This is a genomic window from Streptomyces sp. NBC_00873 (assembly GCF_045207415.1).
Classification (GTDB): Bacteria; Actinomycetota; Actinomycetes; order Streptomycetales; family Streptomycetaceae; genus Streptomyces.
In genome coordinates, this window is record NZ_CP108803.1 from 4,040,717 (window position 1) to 4,056,540 (window position 15,824).

At 71.7% G+C, this 15,824-nt stretch carries 17 protein-coding genes; 10 read left to right on the top strand and 7 right to left on the bottom strand.

Features of this window, described 5'->3' with window-relative positions; translation table 11 throughout:
* The first annotated feature begins 35 nt into the window (after positions 1–35).
* From OH809_RS18345 to OH809_RS18365, 5 genes are all read left to right on the top strand, one after another.
* Positions 36–713, top strand: a complete 678-nt coding sequence (locus tag OH809_RS18345) for a pyridoxal 5'-phosphate synthase (protein WP_406515325.1) — start codon at positions 36–38, stop codon at positions 711–713.
* A 66-nt stretch (positions 714–779) separates the two neighbouring features.
* Positions 780–1,691, top strand: a complete 912-nt coding sequence (gene htpX / locus OH809_RS18350) for a zinc metalloprotease HtpX (protein WP_406421397.1) — start codon at positions 780–782, stop codon at positions 1,689–1,691.
* A gap of 10 nt (positions 1,692–1,701) precedes the next feature.
* Entirely contained in the window at positions 1,702–2,286 is a 585-nt protein-coding gene (gene pspAB, locus OH809_RS18355) for a PspA-associated protein PspAB (RefSeq protein ID WP_406421396.1), read from the top strand.
* Between the two features lie 117 nt (positions 2,287–2,403).
* Positions 2,404–2,811 carry a hypothetical protein gene (locus OH809_RS18360; RefSeq protein WP_406515326.1) on the top strand — a complete coding sequence of 136 codons (408 nt, stop codon included), beginning with the start codon at positions 2,404–2,406 and terminating at the stop codon, positions 2,809–2,811.
* A 22-nt stretch (positions 2,812–2,833) separates the two neighbouring features.
* Positions 2,834–3,424, top strand: a complete 591-nt coding sequence (locus OH809_RS18365) for a DUF1707 domain-containing protein (RefSeq protein WP_406515327.1) — start codon at positions 2,834–2,836, stop codon at positions 3,422–3,424.
* A gap of 10 nt (positions 3,425–3,434) precedes the next feature.
* Here OH809_RS18365 and OH809_RS18370 read toward each other — a convergent pair whose 3' ends face one another.
* Both OH809_RS18370 and OH809_RS18375 read right to left on the bottom strand, forming a co-directional pair.
* Complete coding sequence (locus OH809_RS18370; protein WP_406515328.1) at positions 3,435–3,857, bottom strand: Zn-ribbon domain-containing OB-fold protein; 423 nt, start codon at positions 3,855–3,857, stop codon at positions 3,435–3,437.
* The gene (locus OH809_RS18375) at positions 3,854–4,306 is read right to left on the bottom strand and encodes a DoxX family membrane protein (RefSeq protein WP_406421392.1); all 453 of its coding nucleotides are present in this window, start codon (positions 4,304–4,306) and stop codon (positions 3,854–3,856) included. The genes OH809_RS18370 and OH809_RS18375 overlap by 4 nt, the downstream gene beginning before the upstream one ends.
* Before the next feature lie 340 nt (positions 4,307–4,646).
* On the opposite strand from OH809_RS18375, the gene OH809_RS18380 reads away from it, so the two are divergent.
* The 3 genes from OH809_RS18380 (at position 4,647) to OH809_RS18390 (ending at position 8,459) form a co-directional block, all read left to right on the top strand.
* On the top strand, positions 4,647–5,105 hold the full coding sequence (locus OH809_RS18380) for a carboxymuconolactone decarboxylase family protein (protein WP_406421391.1): 459 nt from the start codon (positions 4,647–4,649) through the stop codon (positions 5,103–5,105).
* A 182-nt stretch (positions 5,106–5,287) separates the two neighbouring features.
* The gene (locus tag OH809_RS18385; protein ID WP_406421390.1) at positions 5,288–7,516 is read left to right on the top strand and encodes an acetate--CoA ligase family protein; all 2,229 of its coding nucleotides are present in this window, start codon (positions 5,288–5,290) and stop codon (positions 7,514–7,516) included.
* Positions 7,517–7,583: 67 nt separating this feature from the next.
* Positions 7,584–8,459 carry an enoyl-CoA hydratase/isomerase family protein gene (locus tag OH809_RS18390; protein WP_406515329.1) on the top strand — a complete coding sequence of 292 codons (876 nt, stop codon included), beginning with the start codon at positions 7,584–7,586 and terminating at the stop codon, positions 8,457–8,459.
* A gap of 134 nt (positions 8,460–8,593) precedes the next feature.
* On the opposite strand, the gene OH809_RS18395 is transcribed toward OH809_RS18390, so the two are convergent.
* The 5 genes from OH809_RS18395 to OH809_RS18415 all read right to left on the bottom strand — a co-directional run bounded on the left by OH809_RS18395 (position 8,594) and on the right by OH809_RS18415 (position 14,566).
* A complete protein-coding gene (locus OH809_RS18395; RefSeq protein WP_406515330.1) occupies positions 8,594–8,857 on the bottom strand; it encodes a hypothetical protein in 264 nt (87 codons plus the stop codon).
* Between the two features lie 81 nt (positions 8,858–8,938).
* A complete protein-coding gene (locus OH809_RS18400; RefSeq protein ID WP_406421387.1) occupies positions 8,939–9,835 on the bottom strand; it encodes a hypothetical protein in 897 nt (298 codons plus the stop codon).
* 9 nt (positions 9,836–9,844) lie between these two features.
* A complete protein-coding gene (locus OH809_RS18405; RefSeq protein WP_406515331.1) occupies positions 9,845–10,864 on the bottom strand; it encodes a helix-turn-helix domain-containing protein in 1,020 nt (339 codons plus the stop codon).
* A gap of 394 nt (positions 10,865–11,258) precedes the next feature.
* Positions 11,259–13,754: an ABC transporter permease gene (locus OH809_RS18410; protein WP_406515332.1), complete on the bottom strand. Its 2,496-nt coding sequence runs from the start codon at positions 13,752–13,754 to the stop codon at positions 11,259–11,261.
* Positions 13,751–14,566: an ABC transporter ATP-binding protein gene (locus tag OH809_RS18415; RefSeq protein ID WP_406421384.1), complete on the bottom strand. Its 816-nt coding sequence runs from the start codon at positions 14,564–14,566 to the stop codon at positions 13,751–13,753. The genes OH809_RS18410 and OH809_RS18415 overlap by 4 nt, the downstream gene beginning before the upstream one ends.
* Positions 14,567–14,966: 400 nt before the next feature.
* On the opposite strand from OH809_RS18415, the gene OH809_RS18420 reads away from it, so the two are divergent.
* Positions 14,967–15,581: a flavin reductase family protein gene (locus OH809_RS18420; protein ID WP_406516261.1), complete on the top strand. Its 615-nt coding sequence runs from the start codon at positions 14,967–14,969 to the stop codon at positions 15,579–15,581.
* 90 nt (positions 15,582–15,671) lie between these two features.
* A complete protein-coding gene (locus OH809_RS18425) occupies positions 15,672–15,821 on the top strand; it encodes a hypothetical protein (protein ID WP_406421383.1) in 150 nt (49 codons plus the stop codon).
* Positions 15,822–15,824: the final 3 nt, after the last annotated feature.

A 15,824-nucleotide genomic window follows, 5' to 3' on the forward strand; every position in this document is an offset into this window, starting at 1 on the left:
ACAGGGCACTCCGTGTCCTGATGTCCAATGGCCGCATGACGGATGCATCGACCTCTGCCCAGCACACCTTCCGGGACCTCCTTCACGCCCAGCGCGTCTGGGACGTGGACCTCCCTGCCTTCGACCCGGCCGCCGCACCCCGTTCCCCGCTCCCCCTCTTCCACGCCTGGTTCGCCGAGGCGGTGGCCGCCGGGCAGACCGAGCCGCACACCATGACGCTGGCCACGGTCGACGCCGAGGGCCACCCCGACGTACGGACGCTGATGCTGCACGACGCGGACGACCGAGGCTGGCACTTCGCCACGCACGCCACCAGCGCAAAGGGCCGCCAGCTCGCCGCGCGTCCGCATGCGGCGCTCGGTTTCTACTGGCCCGCACAGGGCCGACAGGTACGGGTACGAGGTCCGGTCACCGCCTGCACCCCGGCCGAGAGCCGGGCCGATCTGCACGTCCGCTCGACCGGGGCGCTGGCCTCGGCACTGGTGGGGCGACAGAGCGAGGTGCTCGGCTCGTACGAGGAGCTGAACCGCGCCTCGGACGCCGCATGGGAGCGGGCGCAGGCGGAACCGGAGGCGGATGTGGCGAGCTGGACGCGGTACGTGGTCGAACCGCACGAGGTCGAGTTCTTCCAGGGCGATGTGCGGCGGCGGCACGTCCGGCTCCGCTACCGCCGGGACGGCGGCAACTGGACCCGGGAACTGCTCTGGCCGTGAGCCGGCAAACCGAACTCAACCAGAAAGGAGCACTATGGGAAGCAGGTGAGCTGCTGGAGGCATTCCATGACACGAGCCCGTTCCCGTTACGCCCCCGACCACGGTCTGACCACGCGCATGGTCACCACCATGTTCCTGATCGGACTGCTGTACGTGGTCCTGGTGGGCGTGCTCCTCGCGGTGCTGCGGGGCGCCTGGCCGATCATCCTGATCGTCGTGGGTGGCCTGTTCATCGCGCAGTTCTGGTTCAGCGACCGCATTGCCGCCTTCAGCATGGGCGCCCGCGAGGTCACCCCCGAGGAAGCACCCGAGCTGCACGGCACCATCGACCGGATCTGCGCCCTGGCCGACATGCCGAAACCCCGGGTGGCCATCGCCCAGAGCGACGTACCGAACGCGTTCGCCACCGGCCGCGGCGAGAGGACCGCCCTCGTCTGCGCCACCACCGGGCTCCTGCGCAGACTGCAACCCGAGGAGCTGGAGGGCGTCCTCGCCCACGAGATGTCGCACGTCGCGCACCGGGACGTCGCCGTCATGACGATCGCCTCGTTCCTCGGCGTCATGGCCGGCGTGGTCACCCGCGTCGCCCTCTGGGGCGGCTTCTCCCGCAGCAGCCGCAGCAGCGACCCCGTCGGCATCGCGATCCTGCTGATCCCGCTGATCAGCGCCGTCGTGTACTGCCTGAGCTTCCTGCTCACCCGACTGCTCTCGCGCTACCGCGAACTCTCCGCCGACCGCGCCGCCGCCCTCCTCACCGGCCGCCCTTCCGCGCTCGCCTCGGCGCTCACCAAGGTCAGCGGGCAGATGGCCCGGATCCCGACGGAGGACCTGCGCAAGGCGGAGCCGTACAACGCCTTCTACTTCGTCCCGGCGTTCTCCTCGGAGGAGAGCCTCAGCCGGCTGCTCTCCTCCCACCCGACCCTCGAACAGCGCCTCGACCAGCTGGCCCGCATCTCCGCCGAACTCGCCCGCCCGTAAGGAGTCCGCAGTGGGTCTGCTCGACACGATCCTGGGACGCAGCAAACCGGTCCGCCCCGACCTCGACCAGCTCTTCGCCGTACCGTCCGCCGCGCTCACCCTCCAGGCGGGCGCCGGCTTCATCCCCACCGGTCTGGGCTCGGTCTGCTTCGCGGGCGTGGAGGGCGGCACCTTCGCCCGTATCCAGCAGGACGTACAGGAACTGCTCGACGCGGACACGGACCGGGGCGGGATCCCGGTGGAGTTCAGCCACGACACGTACGGCTACACCTGGCTGCTCGCCCGCCACTCCCCCGACGACGTGGCCGCCCTGGTCAACGACCTGCACGCGGTCAACACCCTGCTCCAGGACGGCGGCTTCGGCCCGCAACTGCTCTGCTCACTGATCGGCTTCCGGAACGCCGAAGGGCGCTCGCTGGCGCTGGTCTACCTCTACAAACGCGGCACGTTCTATCCGTTCGCCCCGGTGCCGGGCGGCGCCGAGAGACGCGACAGCCCCTTGGAGCTGCAGGTCAGGGCGACACTGGGCGACGACTTGCGGGTCGAGCAGGATCTCTCCCGGTGGTTCCCGGTCTGGGGCGCGCCCGGCCTGTGAAGATCAGACGCTGCGCGCCCGCTCCGGCTCTCGCTCTCGCTCTCGCTCTCACGACATTGCCGAATGTGGACCGTGTCTCTCTGGTCACGCTACGCAGTCGGCGGGATCCTCGTATCCATGACGAGCAAGAATCTCCCCGAGTGGGTACCGGCCGCGGGGCTGCAACTCCATCTGACCGGCGTCCACTTCGATGCCATCCGGGTACGCGGCGTACGCGGCGAGGCAGTCCTGCACCACCTCGCCACGCTCACGGACGGCGAACCGGGTCCGGTGGTCCGCGAGGTCGCGGGCGGGCGGTGGACGTACTTCCTGATCCCGCCCGGGGTGAGCAAGGAGTACGACTGGCCGCCCGGGGCGACCTGTCTCGGACCGTCGGCGCGGGATCTGTACGTGGGGATCCCCGCGGCGCACGGCAACACGTATCCGCTGAGCTGGCGGTGCGGGGCGCCGGAGGAGGGGAAGTTCGTGGACGTGGAGCTGCTGCACGGGGTGGTGGTCGCGCAATTGGTCGGGGAGAACTGGTGACCCGTTCCGTATCATCAGGTTCATGACTCCTGAGCGCCCGAATTCCGTCAGTCGGCTTCGCGCCTCCGACGCCGACCGTGAAGCGGTGGTGGAGCAACTCCAGGAGGCGGCGGCCGAGGGCCGCATCGATCTCGACGAGCTGGATACGCGCCTGGGTCAGGCGCTCGGCGCCAAGACCTTCGCCGAGCTGGAACCCCTCACCGCCGATCTGGCGCCCGCGCCGCAGAACGCGACGGAGCCGCTGGTCATCGAGGGCGGCATACACGGCCTGGCACGGACCGGACGGTGGAAAGTGCCCGCACGCATCGACGTGGACGGCGGCATGGGCGGCGCCAAGCTCGACTTCACGCAGACCGAGACCCGGCTGCGCGAGATCGAGCTGGAGGTCAACGGCCAGATGGGCGGGGTCGTGGTCGTCGTACCCAGGGGGTGGGCGGCGGAGACCGACGACGTCCGTCCCGGCCTGGGCGGCTTCAAGGACCGGACCCGGGGCGAGAGGCTCCCGGGCACACCGCTGCTCCGCCTCACCGGCTCGGGCGGCATGGGCGGAGTGGTCGTCCGCCACCCGAACATCTGGGAGCGGTGGAAGCTGCGCCGCAGCAAGCGGCGCTGAGTCCGCCGCGTCAGGCACCGGCTTCCGGCCGGAAGACCGGGACCGCCTCGCACCCCTCCTCCTGCCGGAAGGCGACGCGTAGTTCCATGCCGATCACGAGGGCCGACTCCTCGCAGTCGACGATCTCCGTCATCATGCGGGGCCCCTCGGCGAGTTCGACGACGGCCGCCGTGTACGGGACGCGGGAACCGAACGGCGGCAGGTCGTTGCGGTGGACGACGGACCAGGTGTAGAGCGTGGCGCGTCCGCTCGCCCGCTCCCAGTCGACGTCCTCGCTCCAGCATGTGGGGCAGAACTCGCGCGGATAGTGGTGGGCGGCGCCGCAGGCACGGCACCGTCGGAGCAGCAAGTGGCCCTCGGCGGCGGCGTCCCAGTAGCGGCGGGTGAAGTCGTCCGGTTCGGGCAGATCGAAGCGGGGGGCGGCGGCGGTCATCCGAAAAGTCCGATCGCGTGGTCGAAGGACCAGACCTGCCAGGACATGGCGAAGAGGGCGACCAGCGAGATCAGCGCCATCATCGCGTTCTGCCCCTGCTCGGCCCAGTCGTGGATCATCAGCACCAGGTAGAGGAGATTGAGGAGCAGCCCGCCGACGAGCGCGACCGGGGTCAGGAAGCCGACGATCAGCCCGAGACCGAGGGCGAGTTCCGCGTACACGACGAGGTAGGCCATTGCCTTGGGGCGGGGCGCGACGACCTTCTCGAAGCCGCTCCTGACCGCCGGCCACTTGTGCTTGCCCGCGACGTCCGCCGCCCAGGCGATGCCCGTACCGCGTTCGAACCAGCCCTTCTTGTCCTTGTGCCGCCAGCTCTCCAGCCACCACAACCCGAGCCCTGTTCGAAGGACGGCGAGCCACTCGGCTCCACCGAGCCAGATCGTCCGCATCAGGACCCCTCCCGCTCAACGAACCTGACGGTACGTCAGTTCACCTGATCCGGCACGGCTTCGCAAGAGGTGCGCCCTGGACGCGGAGAAGATCGCCAAGCGGCCGGCGAAGCGGACCGGCTGACCCCGGGGCAGCGGCCCGGGACTTCGCGTCCCGGAGGCCGGCGTGCCCGGCGCTCCCCCGCCTCGTCGTCACGGACACCGCCGAGGGCGTCCTCTCCGGTCCGGAAAAAAACTTCTCGGGGTCTGTCACATCCGCACGACGCGTTCCGTCAGTGCTGTGAAGGACGAAGACGAGCGGGTGTCTCCACAGGCCCCGAATATCCAAAGGAGCAGCATCATGGAAGCACGGACGAAGAGCCTGGCCGCCCTCATCCCCGAGACCCTGCCCCCCATCCAGGAACTCCTGAAGGCCACCCGGAACCGTGGCGTCCCGGACTCGACGCTGGAACTCGTCCACCTGCGGGCGAGCCAGATCAACGGATGCAGCTTCTGCGTCGACTACGGGGTCCGCAACGCCAGGAAGGCGGGCACGGCCGACGAGAAGCTGTTCGCCGTGGCGGCCTGGCGCGAGGCGCCGTACTTCTCCGACGAGGAGCGCGCGGCGCTGGCGCTCGCCGAGGCGGCGACCCGCCTGAGCGACCGGGGCGACGCGGTGCCGGACGACATCTGGGACGCGGCGGCCGACCACTTCGACGAGCAGGGGCTCGCCGCGCTGACTCTCATGATCGGCATCACCAACCTCTTCAACCGCATCAACGTCACCACCAGGCAGCCGGCGGGCGCGCCGACCTGGTAGTCGGCACGCGGAGAAGGGCCTCCGCGGCCGCGGAGGCCCTTCTCGCTTTCTCCTTTGCCTGCACACCCATTCCTGACAGAGCGTCAGTTCAGTACCCTGACAGAGTGTCAGCTTATGGCTGGCCGGGTACAGGTGCCGGGTACAGGCACCCCGACGGACTTCTGGCAGGAGTGGGCGGAACGATGCTTGGATCGACTCACGGCACCCTCACCACACACTTCCGCGCCCGGGTGGTGGCCTGCGGCGAAGAGCCGCACGCCGCCGTCCACAGCATGGCGGTCGCCGCCGCGGAAGGCGATCTCGACGTCAGCGGCCGCCCGCTGCACGCCCCCGTGCCGGATCTGGACCGGTTCTTCCGGCCCGAGTCCGTGGCCGTCATCGGGGCGTCCGAGGCCGAGGGCCGGCCCAACACCGGCATCACCCGACAGCTCGTCGCCTGGGCCGAGCGGGTCGGGGCGCGGCTGCATCCGGTCCACCCCACGCGGGAGTCCGTCTTCGGCCGGCCCTGCTCCCGTTCCGTCGCGGATCTGCCGGAGCAGGTCGATCTGGCGGTGCTGCTGGTCGGCAACCCGCTTCCGGTGATCGAGGAACTCGGGCAGGCCAAGGTGAAGTTCGCGGTCGCCTTCGCCTCCGGATTCGCCGAGACCGGCGAGGAGGGCGCCGCCGCCCAGGCGCGGCTGGCGGCCGCGGTGGAGCGGTCGGGGCTGCGGCTGCTCGGGCCGAACACCAACCTCAACGCGTTCGAGGCGTTCCGGGACGACCTCGACGGGCCGGCGATCGCCCTGATCACCCAGTCCGGTCACCAGGGCCGCCCCGTGTACACCCTCCAGGAGCTGGGCGTACGGCTGTCGCACTGGGCGCCCACGGGCAACGAGGCGGATCTGGAGACCGCCGACTTCATCTCGTACTTCGCCGAGCGCCCCGAGGTCGGGGCCATCGCCGCCTATGTCGAGGGCCTCAAGGACGGCCGCTCCTTCCTGCTCGCCGCCGACCGGGCGGCGCGGGCCGGGGTACCGGTCGTGGCGGTCAAGGTGGGGCGCACGGAGACGGGGGCCAGAACGGCCGCGTCACACACCGGCAAGCTGACCGGAGCCGACCAGGTGGTGGACGCGGCGATGCGGCAGTTCGGCGTGATCCGGGTGAACGGACTCGACGAACTCCAGGACACCGCCGCCCTGCTGGCCCGGGCACGGAAGCCGCAGGCCGACGGGGTCGTCGTGTATTCGATCTCGGGCGGCACGGGCGCGCACTTCTCGGACCTGGCGACCGGGGCGGGGCTGAAGCTCCCCACCCTGTCCGAGGAGAAGCAGCGCGAGCTGCACGCCTGGATTCCCGGCTATCTGAACGTGGCGAACCCCGTCGACAACGGCGGGCACCCGGTCGGCGACTGGCGCGGCCGGAAGATCATCGACGCGATCCTCGCCGACCCGGACGTGGGGGTGCTGATCTGTCCGATCACCGGCCCGTTCCCCCCGATGAGCGACCGGCTCGCGCAGGACCTGGTGGACGCGGCGGAGACCACGGACAAGCTGGTGTGTGTGGTGTGGGGCTCGCCGGTCGGCACGGAGGACGCGTACCGCACGACGCTGCTCGGCTCGTCGCGCGTCGCCACCTTCCGTACCTTCGGCAACTGCATCACCGCCGTCAAGGCCTATCTGGACCACCACCGGTTCGCCGCCTCGTACCGCTCGCCCTTCGACGAGGCGCCGCGCACGCCGTCGCCCTCGTTCCGCAAGGCGCAGGCCCTGATGCGCCCGGGCCACCAGCTGAGCGAGCACGCGGCGAAGCAGCTGCTGCGGGCGTACGGCATCCGTGTCCCGCGCGAGCAGCTGGTCACCAGTGCGGCCGCGTCCGTCCGGGCCGCGGGCCTGGTCGGCTACCCGGTCGTGATGAAGGCGTCCGGCGCGCGGCTCGCCCACAAGACGGAGCTCGGCCTGGTCAAGGTCGGGCTCACCTCCGCGAGCCAGGTCCGCGACGCGTACCGCGAACTGACGGACATCGCCCGCTACGAAGGCGTCGAGCTGGACGGCATCCTGGTCTGCCAGATGATCGAGCGGGGCGTCGAAATGATGGTCGGCGTCACGCACGACGCCCTGTTCGGACCGACGGTCACGGTCGGGCTCGGCGGTGTGCTCGTGGAGGTGCTGCACGACGCTGCGGTGCGGGTGCCGCCGTTCGGCGAGGACCAGGCGCGGGCGATGCTCGGCGAACTGCGCGGCCGGGCCCTGCTGGAGGGCGTACGCGGCGGACCGCCGGTGGACGTCGACGCGCTCGTCGAGGTCGTGCTGCGTGTCCAGCGGATGGCGCTGGAACTGGGCGACGACCTCTCCGAGCTGGACATCAACCCGCTGACGGTGCTGGGGCGCGGGCAGGGCGCCGTGGCGCTGGACGCACTCACCGTCTGCCGCTGACCGGTCGGCGCGTCGACCGCCCCGGCAGCCGCACCACCGGCCGAACCACTCACCCAGGAGCTGCCTCATGCCGTCCTCCCCCGAAGACACCACCGCTGCCGGGTCCGCCGACCCGGCCGACCCGCTTGACTCATTGGTACTCCACGCCACTGACAACGGCGTCTCCTGGATCACGCTCAACCGCCCCGAGGCGATGAACGCCGTCACCTGGGACCAGCGGGAACGCGTCATCGCCCTGCTCGCCGAGGCCTCCGCCGAACCGTCGGTCCGGGCCGTCGTCCTCACCGCCACCGGCCGCGGCTTCTGCGCGGGCGCCGACCTGCGCGGCGCCCTGTCGGCCGGCTCCCCGGCAGTCGGCTCCTCGCCGTCCGGCGACCGGGTGCCCGGCGATGTGGCCCGTACGATCCGGCTCGGCGCGCAGCGCCTGATCGCCGCCGTCCTGGACTGCGAGAAACCGGTCATCGCGGCCGTCAACGGCACGGCGGCCGGCATCGGCGCCCACCTCGCGTTCGCCTGCGACCTGGTGCTGGCCGCCGAGTCGGCGAAGTTCATCGAGGTGTTCGTACGCCGGGGCCTCGTACCCGACGGCGGAGGCGCGTACCTGCTGCCGCGCCTGATCGGCCCGCAGCGCGCCAAGGAGCTGATGTTCTTCGGCGACTCGCTCCCGGCGGCGGACGCGGAACGTCTGGGGCTGGTCAACCGAGTGGTCCCGGACGAGGAGTTGACGGCGACGGCCCGCGCGTGGGCCCAGCGGCTGGCGGACGGGCCGACCCGTGCGATCGCCCTCACCAAGCAGCTGGTGAACGCCTCCCTGGATTCCGACCGGGCGACGGCGTTCGCGGCCGAAGCGATGGCCCAGGAGATCAACATGACGACGCAGGACGCCAACGAGGGCGTGGCGAGCTTCGTGGAGCGACGCGCTCCGAAGTACCGGGGGATGTGAGGGCTCCGGAGGCGCTCACGTCATCCAGGGAGTGAGGCTGCCCGGGGTCCGGACCCCACAAGGCTCTTCCAGCACTGTGCGGCCGGGGCTCGCCGGTTGGCGTGGGCCACCGGCGGGTCTCGGCCGCAGTCCGCCTACTTCTCGGCGAAGACGTCCTCGATGGACGTGGCAGTAGGGGCGCGCAGGAGCCAGCGGCTCAGGGTGTCGAGATCGGCGCAGCCCGTGATGCGCTCGCGCGCCTCGTCGGGCACGTCGACGCCGACCTGGGCGAGGAGGAGCAGGATGCCCCGCGCGATGCCTTCTGCTCGACCCTCTTCGCGGCCTTCTTCACGGCCTTCTGCTCGACCCTCGTCCCGGATCTCTTCCGAGAGGGGTGACTTGTAAAAGGAAAGGTCCACGGCCACCAGGTTCCTCCACTGTTGTGCGGCCGGGGCTCGCCGGTTGGCGTGGGCCACCGGCGGGTCTCGGCCGCAGTCCGCCTACTTCTCGGCGAAGACGTCCTCGATGGACGTGGCAGTAGGGGCGCGCAGGAGCCAGCGGCTCAGGGTGTCGAGATCGGCGCAGCCCGTGATGCGCTCGCGCGCCTCGTCGGGCACGTCGACGCCGACCTGGGCGAGGAGGAGCAGGATGCCCCGCGCGATGCCTTCTGCTCGACCCTCTTCGCGGCCTTCTGCTCGACCCTCGTCCCGGATCTCTTCCGAGAGGGGTGACTTGTAAAAGGAAAGGTCCACGGCCACCAGGTTCCTCCACTGTTGTGCGGCCGGGCGATTGCCCAGGCCCTGTGCGGTGAGTTCGACGATGGGGTCGGCGATGGTTTCCGGTACGTCCCGCAGAGCGGTCGACAGTGTTTTGAGTATGGCACCGATGTCCGGATCGCCCGCGTGTGTGATCGCGGCCAGCGTGGCCAGTGCCAGGTCCTTGCGGGCCTCGGCCACATCAGTGATCACCGGCATGTTGTGCGGGCCCGCGACGAGGGCTTGCAGGGTGAGCACGGGCGATTGCGGGTGGCCGATGGAAAACGGACGTGCGGCCCATTCGGCGGTGGCTCGGTCCTGGCAGACGACCAGCAGCATGGGCGGCAGCTTGTACTTCGCCTGTAAGTAGGACAGGTAGTACATCCAGCTCGCCGGTTTCTCCGGGTCCTTCTTGCCCTGGGCCTCGATCGCGAGGAGGTACGACTGGTCGTCCTCCATGTCGATGCGCAGCAGGGTGTCGACACGGCGTTCGAGGGGCCTGTTCTCGGTGAGGTCCGTAGGCATGACGGTGGCTGAGGCGGGTGGGCCGATCTCGACCCCCAATACCTCGGAGACGCGGGAGAAAAGTCCCGGGTACTCCTGAAAGATGCGGTGCATCGCCTCGTGGGACGAGCTGACCATGTGGATTTCCTAGAGTTGTTGAGCGGTCGGATGGGAGTTGTCGGTCCGGCAGCCGGAGCACTCTCCTGGCTCCGCCGCGCGGAATGCCAGGTCGCAGCCCTCGCAGTTCTGCAGGGGGAGCGGCCGGGGCGGGGAGTCGGCCAGGGCCCGGAACGGGGGTGGTGGCGGAATCCGGGCGGTGAGCCGGTGGGCGAGGAGACCGGCGGGGCGACTCACTCCTTCGGGTGGGAGGTCGCTGGTCAGGGCGTGCTCCACGGCGGCGGGGCCGACCTCGCGCTCCAGCCATGCGGCGACCCCCGGGGCCAGGACATCCACGTCCTGCGCGGAGAGCAGCAGGCGCGGGTCCTGATGGTGCAGCCCGGCGAGCAGGTCGGCGGCGGTCCGGAGGAGGGGCGCTGCGGGAAAGGCCGGCTGCGGCACGAGGAGGGGCGTGGACCGGCTGTGTGGGGCGCGCTCGCGGCGTGGTGCGGGGACAGGCTCGCGGCGTGGTGCGGGGACAGGCTCGCGGCGTGGTGCGAGCACGGTGCGGGCCGGATACCTGAGCGGACGCATGACGTCGGCTTCGGACTCCGGACGGGGTCGGATGGACGCGGGCGGAGGGTCCGTACGTTGCATGCGCGGCGGACAGTCGCGCCCCGGTGAAGCATCTGTACGCCGCCGCTCGGCAGGCTGGTTGCAGGAGACGGTGCGGGTGACGATCCGGCCGTTGGCGAGGCGCGTGCGGGTGCGTCGCAGGTAGCCGTGGGCTTCGAGTTCGCGTAACGCGGCGGCGATCCGGGCCTCGCTCTCCGGGAAGCGGGCGGCGAGGTCCTTGATGCCGATCCTGGCTCCGGCGGGCAGCGACTGGATGTATGCGGCGAGCCCGATCGCGGTGAGGGAGAGCTCGTGGTGCTGGGTGAGGTGGTTGCCGACGACCGTGAAACGGCTGGTGTGCCGGGAGTTGTCGTGCACGACACCGGACGACGGCGTGGCGTCTCCGCGTACGCGGGACGGGGCGCGCGAGGGCGCGCTAATCTGCTGGGTATCCATCGGGAAGCGTTCTCTTCCTCGTTGGTCAGGCCCTCGATCGGGATGCCAGTCCCGGCCGGGGGCCGTCGCATGTCTGGGGTTGTTCGTCGCGGCGAGCATATGCCAGCCAACCGGCACGAATAGCCGCCAAGTTGGCCAACCTCACCCATGTGGGTGACGGGAGGCAGGTGGGGTCGGGGAGGGTATTTCCCACGTTCTTCAAGGTTTTTGATGTCGTGCGGAGCCGCGTCACGGACCACCGGATCGCGGAAATCCGCGACCCGGTGGCGGCGGTCACGGTACGAGGTCGAGTTCGGCCCAGACGGCCTTACGGGGGAAGGGGCCGGGACTGACACCCGCCCCGAGCAGCGGTACTTTCCGGCTTCCAGCACGGCCTCGAGGCCGCAGGCCCCCGTCAGCCCTCCCGGTCGCGGAGCGCTGCTCGCGCCGGGAGGGTGACGGCGAGCAGGGCGAGGCCCACCGCGGCCGCGGCGAAGGCCCCGTACACGAGCGGGGGTACGTACGGGGCCTCGCCGGTCAGGCCGCGCATCATCGGGATCAGGGTGGCCGCGGCGATGGCCGTGCCCAGGACGATGCCGGCCACCGCCACCAGCAGGCCTTCCCAGCGCAGCATGTCCATCACCTGGCGCCTGGTGGCGCCGACGAGGCGGAGCATGCCGAGCTCGCGGCGGCGGTCGAGGACGGTCATCACGAGGGTGTTGACGGCGGCGACGGCGGCGAAGCCGCCCAGGACTCCGGCCATCGTGTAGTTGGCCCAGGCGTTGAGCTCGCGGTCGGTGGTCTGCTCGACCGCGTAGCCGGACGCGTCGGCGCCCTTGCCCAGCGGGGCGAGGGCCTTCGCGTCTCCGCCACGTACCAGCAGCGTGCTGTCGAAGCCCGAGGTGACGTGGGCGGTCAGGGACGCGCGGTCCATGGTCACCGTCGCGAGGCCGAGCCCGCGGCCGTACACGGCGACGACCTCGGGGCTGGTCTTGGTGCCGTCCGGGAGGTACATCGGCAGCTTGTCGCCGACCTTGACCCTCGCCGACGTGGCGAGCGTCTTGTCGATGGCGACACGGCCCTTGCCGACACGGTCCAGACTGCCGCTGCGCACGTCGAGGTCCTGCACCTTCGCGAGCTGCGCGCCGGAGCCGGAGATGCCCTGCGTTGCCGAGTTCTGCAGCCACCGGTCGCCGCCCGACCCGACGGGCACGAGCACCTGCGTGTCGAGCAGGCCCACGGCCGCGTCGACGCCGGGTGCGCGGGCGGCCCGGTCGACGGCCTCGGCGGGCAGCCCGGCGGGGTGCGTGATGACGTGGTCCGCGGTGACGCCGGCGCGCAGTTGCTTCGCGGCGACTCGGCTTTCGCTCGTGTGCATGAAGGCGAGCGTCGAGGCGAAGGCCATGGCCAGCACAATCGGGGTGATCGCGGAGACCAGCCGGCGGGCGTTCGTACGGGAGTTGGCGGCGGCGAGCGCGGCCGCGGCGCCGCGGCCGCGCAGCAAAAGCCCGAACAGAGCCGCGCACAGCCGCGCCACCAGCGGGCCGAGCAGCGCGACGGCGAGCATGAACAGCATGACGACGCCGAGGGCAGCGTTGGCCGCGTCGTTCCCGGCCGAACGGGCGGCGAGGACGGTGAGGAACCCGCCGCCGACGAGGGCGCCCAGGCCCAGCACGGTACGGATCACGCCCGGCCGCAGCCGCTCCACCGACGCCTCGGTGAGCGCCTGCCCCGGCTTGATCTTCGCGGGCCGGCGCCCGGCCGCCCAGCCGGCGGCGAGCGCGGTCAGCAGCCCCATGCCGACGGCGACGACGAGCGGGATCCAGGAGACGTGCAGGTCCACGGGGGCCGGGATGGCCCCGCGGTCCTTCAACTGCCCGAACCACCAGTGCGCGAGCCCGATCCCGGGCAGGCAGCCGACCAGCCCGGCGAGCGGCGCGACGAGCAGCGCCTCGGCGGCGACCGCGCGGCGGATCTGCCGCGGAGTGGCGCCGACGGCGCGCAGCAGCGCGAACTCCTGGGCGCGCTGGGCGACCGACAGCGCAACCGTGCCGGACGCCGTGAAAATGGCGACCACGGCGGCGATCCCGCCGAAGGAGCCGCCGAGCCCGGTGAGCGTTTCCTTGGCGTACCCGAGCCCGCGGTCCTCGACGGCGCCGCGGCCGTCGCCGGTGTGCACCTTGGCGCCGGAGCCGGCGAGTGCCTTCTTCACGCCGGCGGCGAGGGCGTCGGTGTCCGCCCCGTCCCTCGCGAGTACGGCGATGGCGTCGGCCTTGCCGGGATGCCCGGCGAGCGCGGGGGATTGGGCGTCGGCGAACCAGCCCGTGGCGCCCTTGGCCGCGTCGCCGGATCCGGCCTTCGCCAGCCCGGAGACGCGGAAGTCGGCGCGCCCGGTGGCGGTTTCGAGCACGACGGTGTCGCCGACGCCGGCCTTCGCGGCCCGTGCGGCGGCGGCGTCGAGCACGACCTCGCCGGTACGGGGCGCGGCCCCGGAGGTGAGCGCGGCGCCGGTGAAAGCGTGCGATCCCCAGCCGTGGCCCGTCAGCGCGCCGTCGCCCTGGCGCACCGGGAACGTGAAGTCCGGCACCGCCGCCTTCGCGCCGGGCGCGCGGGCCGCCTTGTCGGCCAGAGCAGCGTCCACGCGTGCTGTGTCCGGCAGCGGGTTCGCCGACTCGGAGCGGCTGTCGCCGCTGCCCGTGACGAGGCGGGCGTACTGGTCCGCCGCCACGACGACCGGCGCCTTCGCGTACCGCTCCGCCGGCACCGACGCGCGGGCGCCCGTCTCCAGGAGGATGCCGCAGGCCGAGACGATCAGCGCCGCCGTCATCAGCGCGACGAAGGTGCCGGCGAACGACGCGGGTTTGAAGCGCACGGCCGCGCGGGCGAGGCCGTTGGGGGCGAAGCTCCTCACGCCGCAGCCCCTGCCATCGCGCCCGTACGGGAGGTGAGGGCGGCCATGCGCGCCGTGATCTGCTCCGCCGAGCCACGGTCGAGGCCGCCGGCGAAGACGCCGTCCGCGAGGAACAGCACGCGGTCGGCCCAGGCGGCCGCGGCCGGGTCGTGGGTGACCATGACGACGGTGGCGCCGAGGGTGTCCACCGCGTGCCGGAGCAGGCCGAGGACCTCGGCGGCGGTGCCGGTGTCGAGGGCGCCGGTGGGCTCGTCGGCGAAGACCACGTCCGGGCTGGTGACCAGGGCGCGGGCGATGGCCACGCGCTGTTGCTGGCCGCCGGAGAGCTCGCCGGGCCGGCGCTTCGCCTTGTCGGCGAGGCCGACCTGCGCGAGTACCGCGTCCGCCCGGCGGCGGTCCTGGCGCTGCCCCGCGAGGCGCATCGGGAGCAGCACGTTCTGCTCCACGGTGAGGGAGGGCAGCAGGTTGAAGGCCTGGAAGACGAAGCCGAGGCGGCTGCGGCGCAGCTCGGTGAGCTGGTTCTCGCGCATGCCGGTGATCTCCGTACCGCCGAGGCGCACGGAGCCGGCCGACGGCCGGTCGAGGCCGGCGGCGCACTGCAGGAACGTGGACTTGCCGGAGCCGGACGGGCCCATGACGGCGGTGAACGTGCCGCGCGGCAGGGCGAGATCGATGCCTGCGAGGGCGTGCACGGCGCCGGCGCCGCGGCCGTACTGCCGCCGGACGCCGCGCAGTTCGACGGCGAGACCGGGTGTGCCCTGGGCCTCCGGCCGGTCGTCCGTCTTCTGTCGTTTGCCGCCGCGCAGCCTCATGTCCGTCCTCTCGCGATCTTTTCGAGCCGATAACTCGAAGCTACGGATCACGGTCATTGCGGACCATGACGGCTGCTGGCGGATCCGAGGTGGGGATAACCCGAGGCCGGGCGGCGGAACGGTCGCCTTGGACCGACCGGTCCATACGGCCGGCGGGACGGCGGACGCACCGGCGCCACCGGTCGCCGGCCCCGAGTCCCCAGCAGCGTGCATCGACATGTGACTCCCCTCCAGCGCGCGTCCTCTCCCGTGCGCGCACTCGCGCAACGCGCGGGGTTCGCCACGACCGGCGGCACCGGCTCCGGGGCGTGGCCGACGCCCCGGGCATGGACACCACCCCCCACCCTTCACATCTGACGTTCAGTCAGTTTCAATGGAAGGCGTGATGGGACACGCAGGCATGGCCGCCACCGCCGTCCGGTACCTCAGGTCCGTCGGCGCCGCCACCACCGCAGGGCCGACGCCGGTCGATCCGCTGCCGCGCCCGCACCTGCGGGCCGTCGCCGACGACGAGCGACCGCCCATCGACGCGTCCGAATTCCGCCGCGTGCTGGGGCACTTCGCCAGCGGGGTCACCATCGTCACCGCCCACGCCCCGGACGACGCCGAAGGACCGGCGGGCTTCGCCTGCCAGTCGTTCGCCTCGCTCTCCCTGGACCCGCCGCTGGTCACGTTCATGGTCGCCCGTACGTCGACGACCTGGCCCCGCATCGCCCGCGCCGGGGCCTTCTGCGTCAACATCCTGGGCGCGGACCAGGGCGCGCTGTGCCGGAGCTTCGCGGTCAGCGGTGCCGACAAGTTCGCGGGAGTGTCGTACGAGGCGGCTCCCACGACAGGGGCACCGCTGCTGGACTCCGTACCGGCCTGGATCGACTGCCGCATCCAGGCCGTCCACACAGGGGGCGACCATCTGATCGTCGTCGGCCGGGTGGAGGCGCTGGGGGCGGCGGACAGGAGTGATCCGCTGCTGTTCCACCGGGGGGCCTTCGGACGGTTCGGGCCGCTCACCGGATGAGCGTGCACCGGGGCCCCGGCCCGGACCAATGGGCGAACGCGCACCAGGGCCTCCACCCGGCGCGCAAGTGGCCGTTCAGCCGACGGTGTCGTGCAGCAACTCCCGCAGTTTCAGCGCCGCCGGAAGCGGCGCGGCGGGCAGCGCGACATGCACGGTCCCGGCAGCTGGTGCAGCCTCGCCGTCAGCGACCTCGCGAACCTCTACGTCTTCCTGACGGTCGCCGAGCGCCTCTCCGCCTGACCG

Excerpts from the sequence above, each read along its gene's own strand:
- OH809_RS18415 (WP_406421384.1), bottom strand. The coding sequence starts at position 14,566 with ATGAGGCTGCGCGGCGGCAAACGACAGAAGACGGACGACCGGCCGGAG.
- OH809_RS18390 (WP_406515329.1), top strand. The coding sequence starts at position 7,584 with ATGCCGTCCTCCCCCGAAGACACCACCGCTGCCGGGTCCGCCGACCCG.
- OH809_RS18405 (WP_406515331.1), bottom strand. The coding sequence starts at position 10,864 with ATGGATACCCAGCAGATTAGCGCGCCCTCGCGCGCCCCGTCCCGCGTA.
- OH809_RS18365 (WP_406515327.1), top strand. The coding sequence starts at position 2,834 with ATGACTCCTGAGCGCCCGAATTCCGTCAGTCGGCTTCGCGCCTCCGAC.
- OH809_RS18375 (WP_406421392.1), bottom strand. The coding sequence starts at position 4,306 with ATGCGGACGATCTGGCTCGGTGGAGCCGAGTGGCTCGCCGTCCTTCGA.
- OH809_RS18360 (WP_406515326.1), top strand. The coding sequence starts at position 2,404 with ATGACGAGCAAGAATCTCCCCGAGTGGGTACCGGCCGCGGGGCTGCAA.
- OH809_RS18380 (WP_406421391.1), top strand. The coding sequence starts at position 4,647 with ATGGAAGCACGGACGAAGAGCCTGGCCGCCCTCATCCCCGAGACCCTG.
- OH809_RS18400 (WP_406421387.1), bottom strand. The coding sequence starts at position 9,835 with ATGGTCAGCTCGTCCCACGAGGCGATGCACCGCATCTTTCAGGAGTAC.
- OH809_RS18420 (WP_406516261.1), top strand. The coding sequence starts at position 14,967 with ATGGCCGCCACCGCCGTCCGGTACCTCAGGTCCGTCGGCGCCGCCACC.
- OH809_RS18345 (WP_406515325.1), top strand. The coding sequence starts at position 36 with ATGACGGATGCATCGACCTCTGCCCAGCACACCTTCCGGGACCTCCTT.
- htpX (WP_406421397.1), top strand. The coding sequence starts at position 780 with ATGACACGAGCCCGTTCCCGTTACGCCCCCGACCACGGTCTGACCACG.
- OH809_RS18385 (WP_406421390.1), top strand. The coding sequence starts at position 5,288 with ATGCTTGGATCGACTCACGGCACCCTCACCACACACTTCCGCGCCCGG.
- OH809_RS18370 (WP_406515328.1), bottom strand. The coding sequence starts at position 3,857 with ATGACCGCCGCCGCCCCCCGCTTCGATCTGCCCGAACCGGACGACTTC.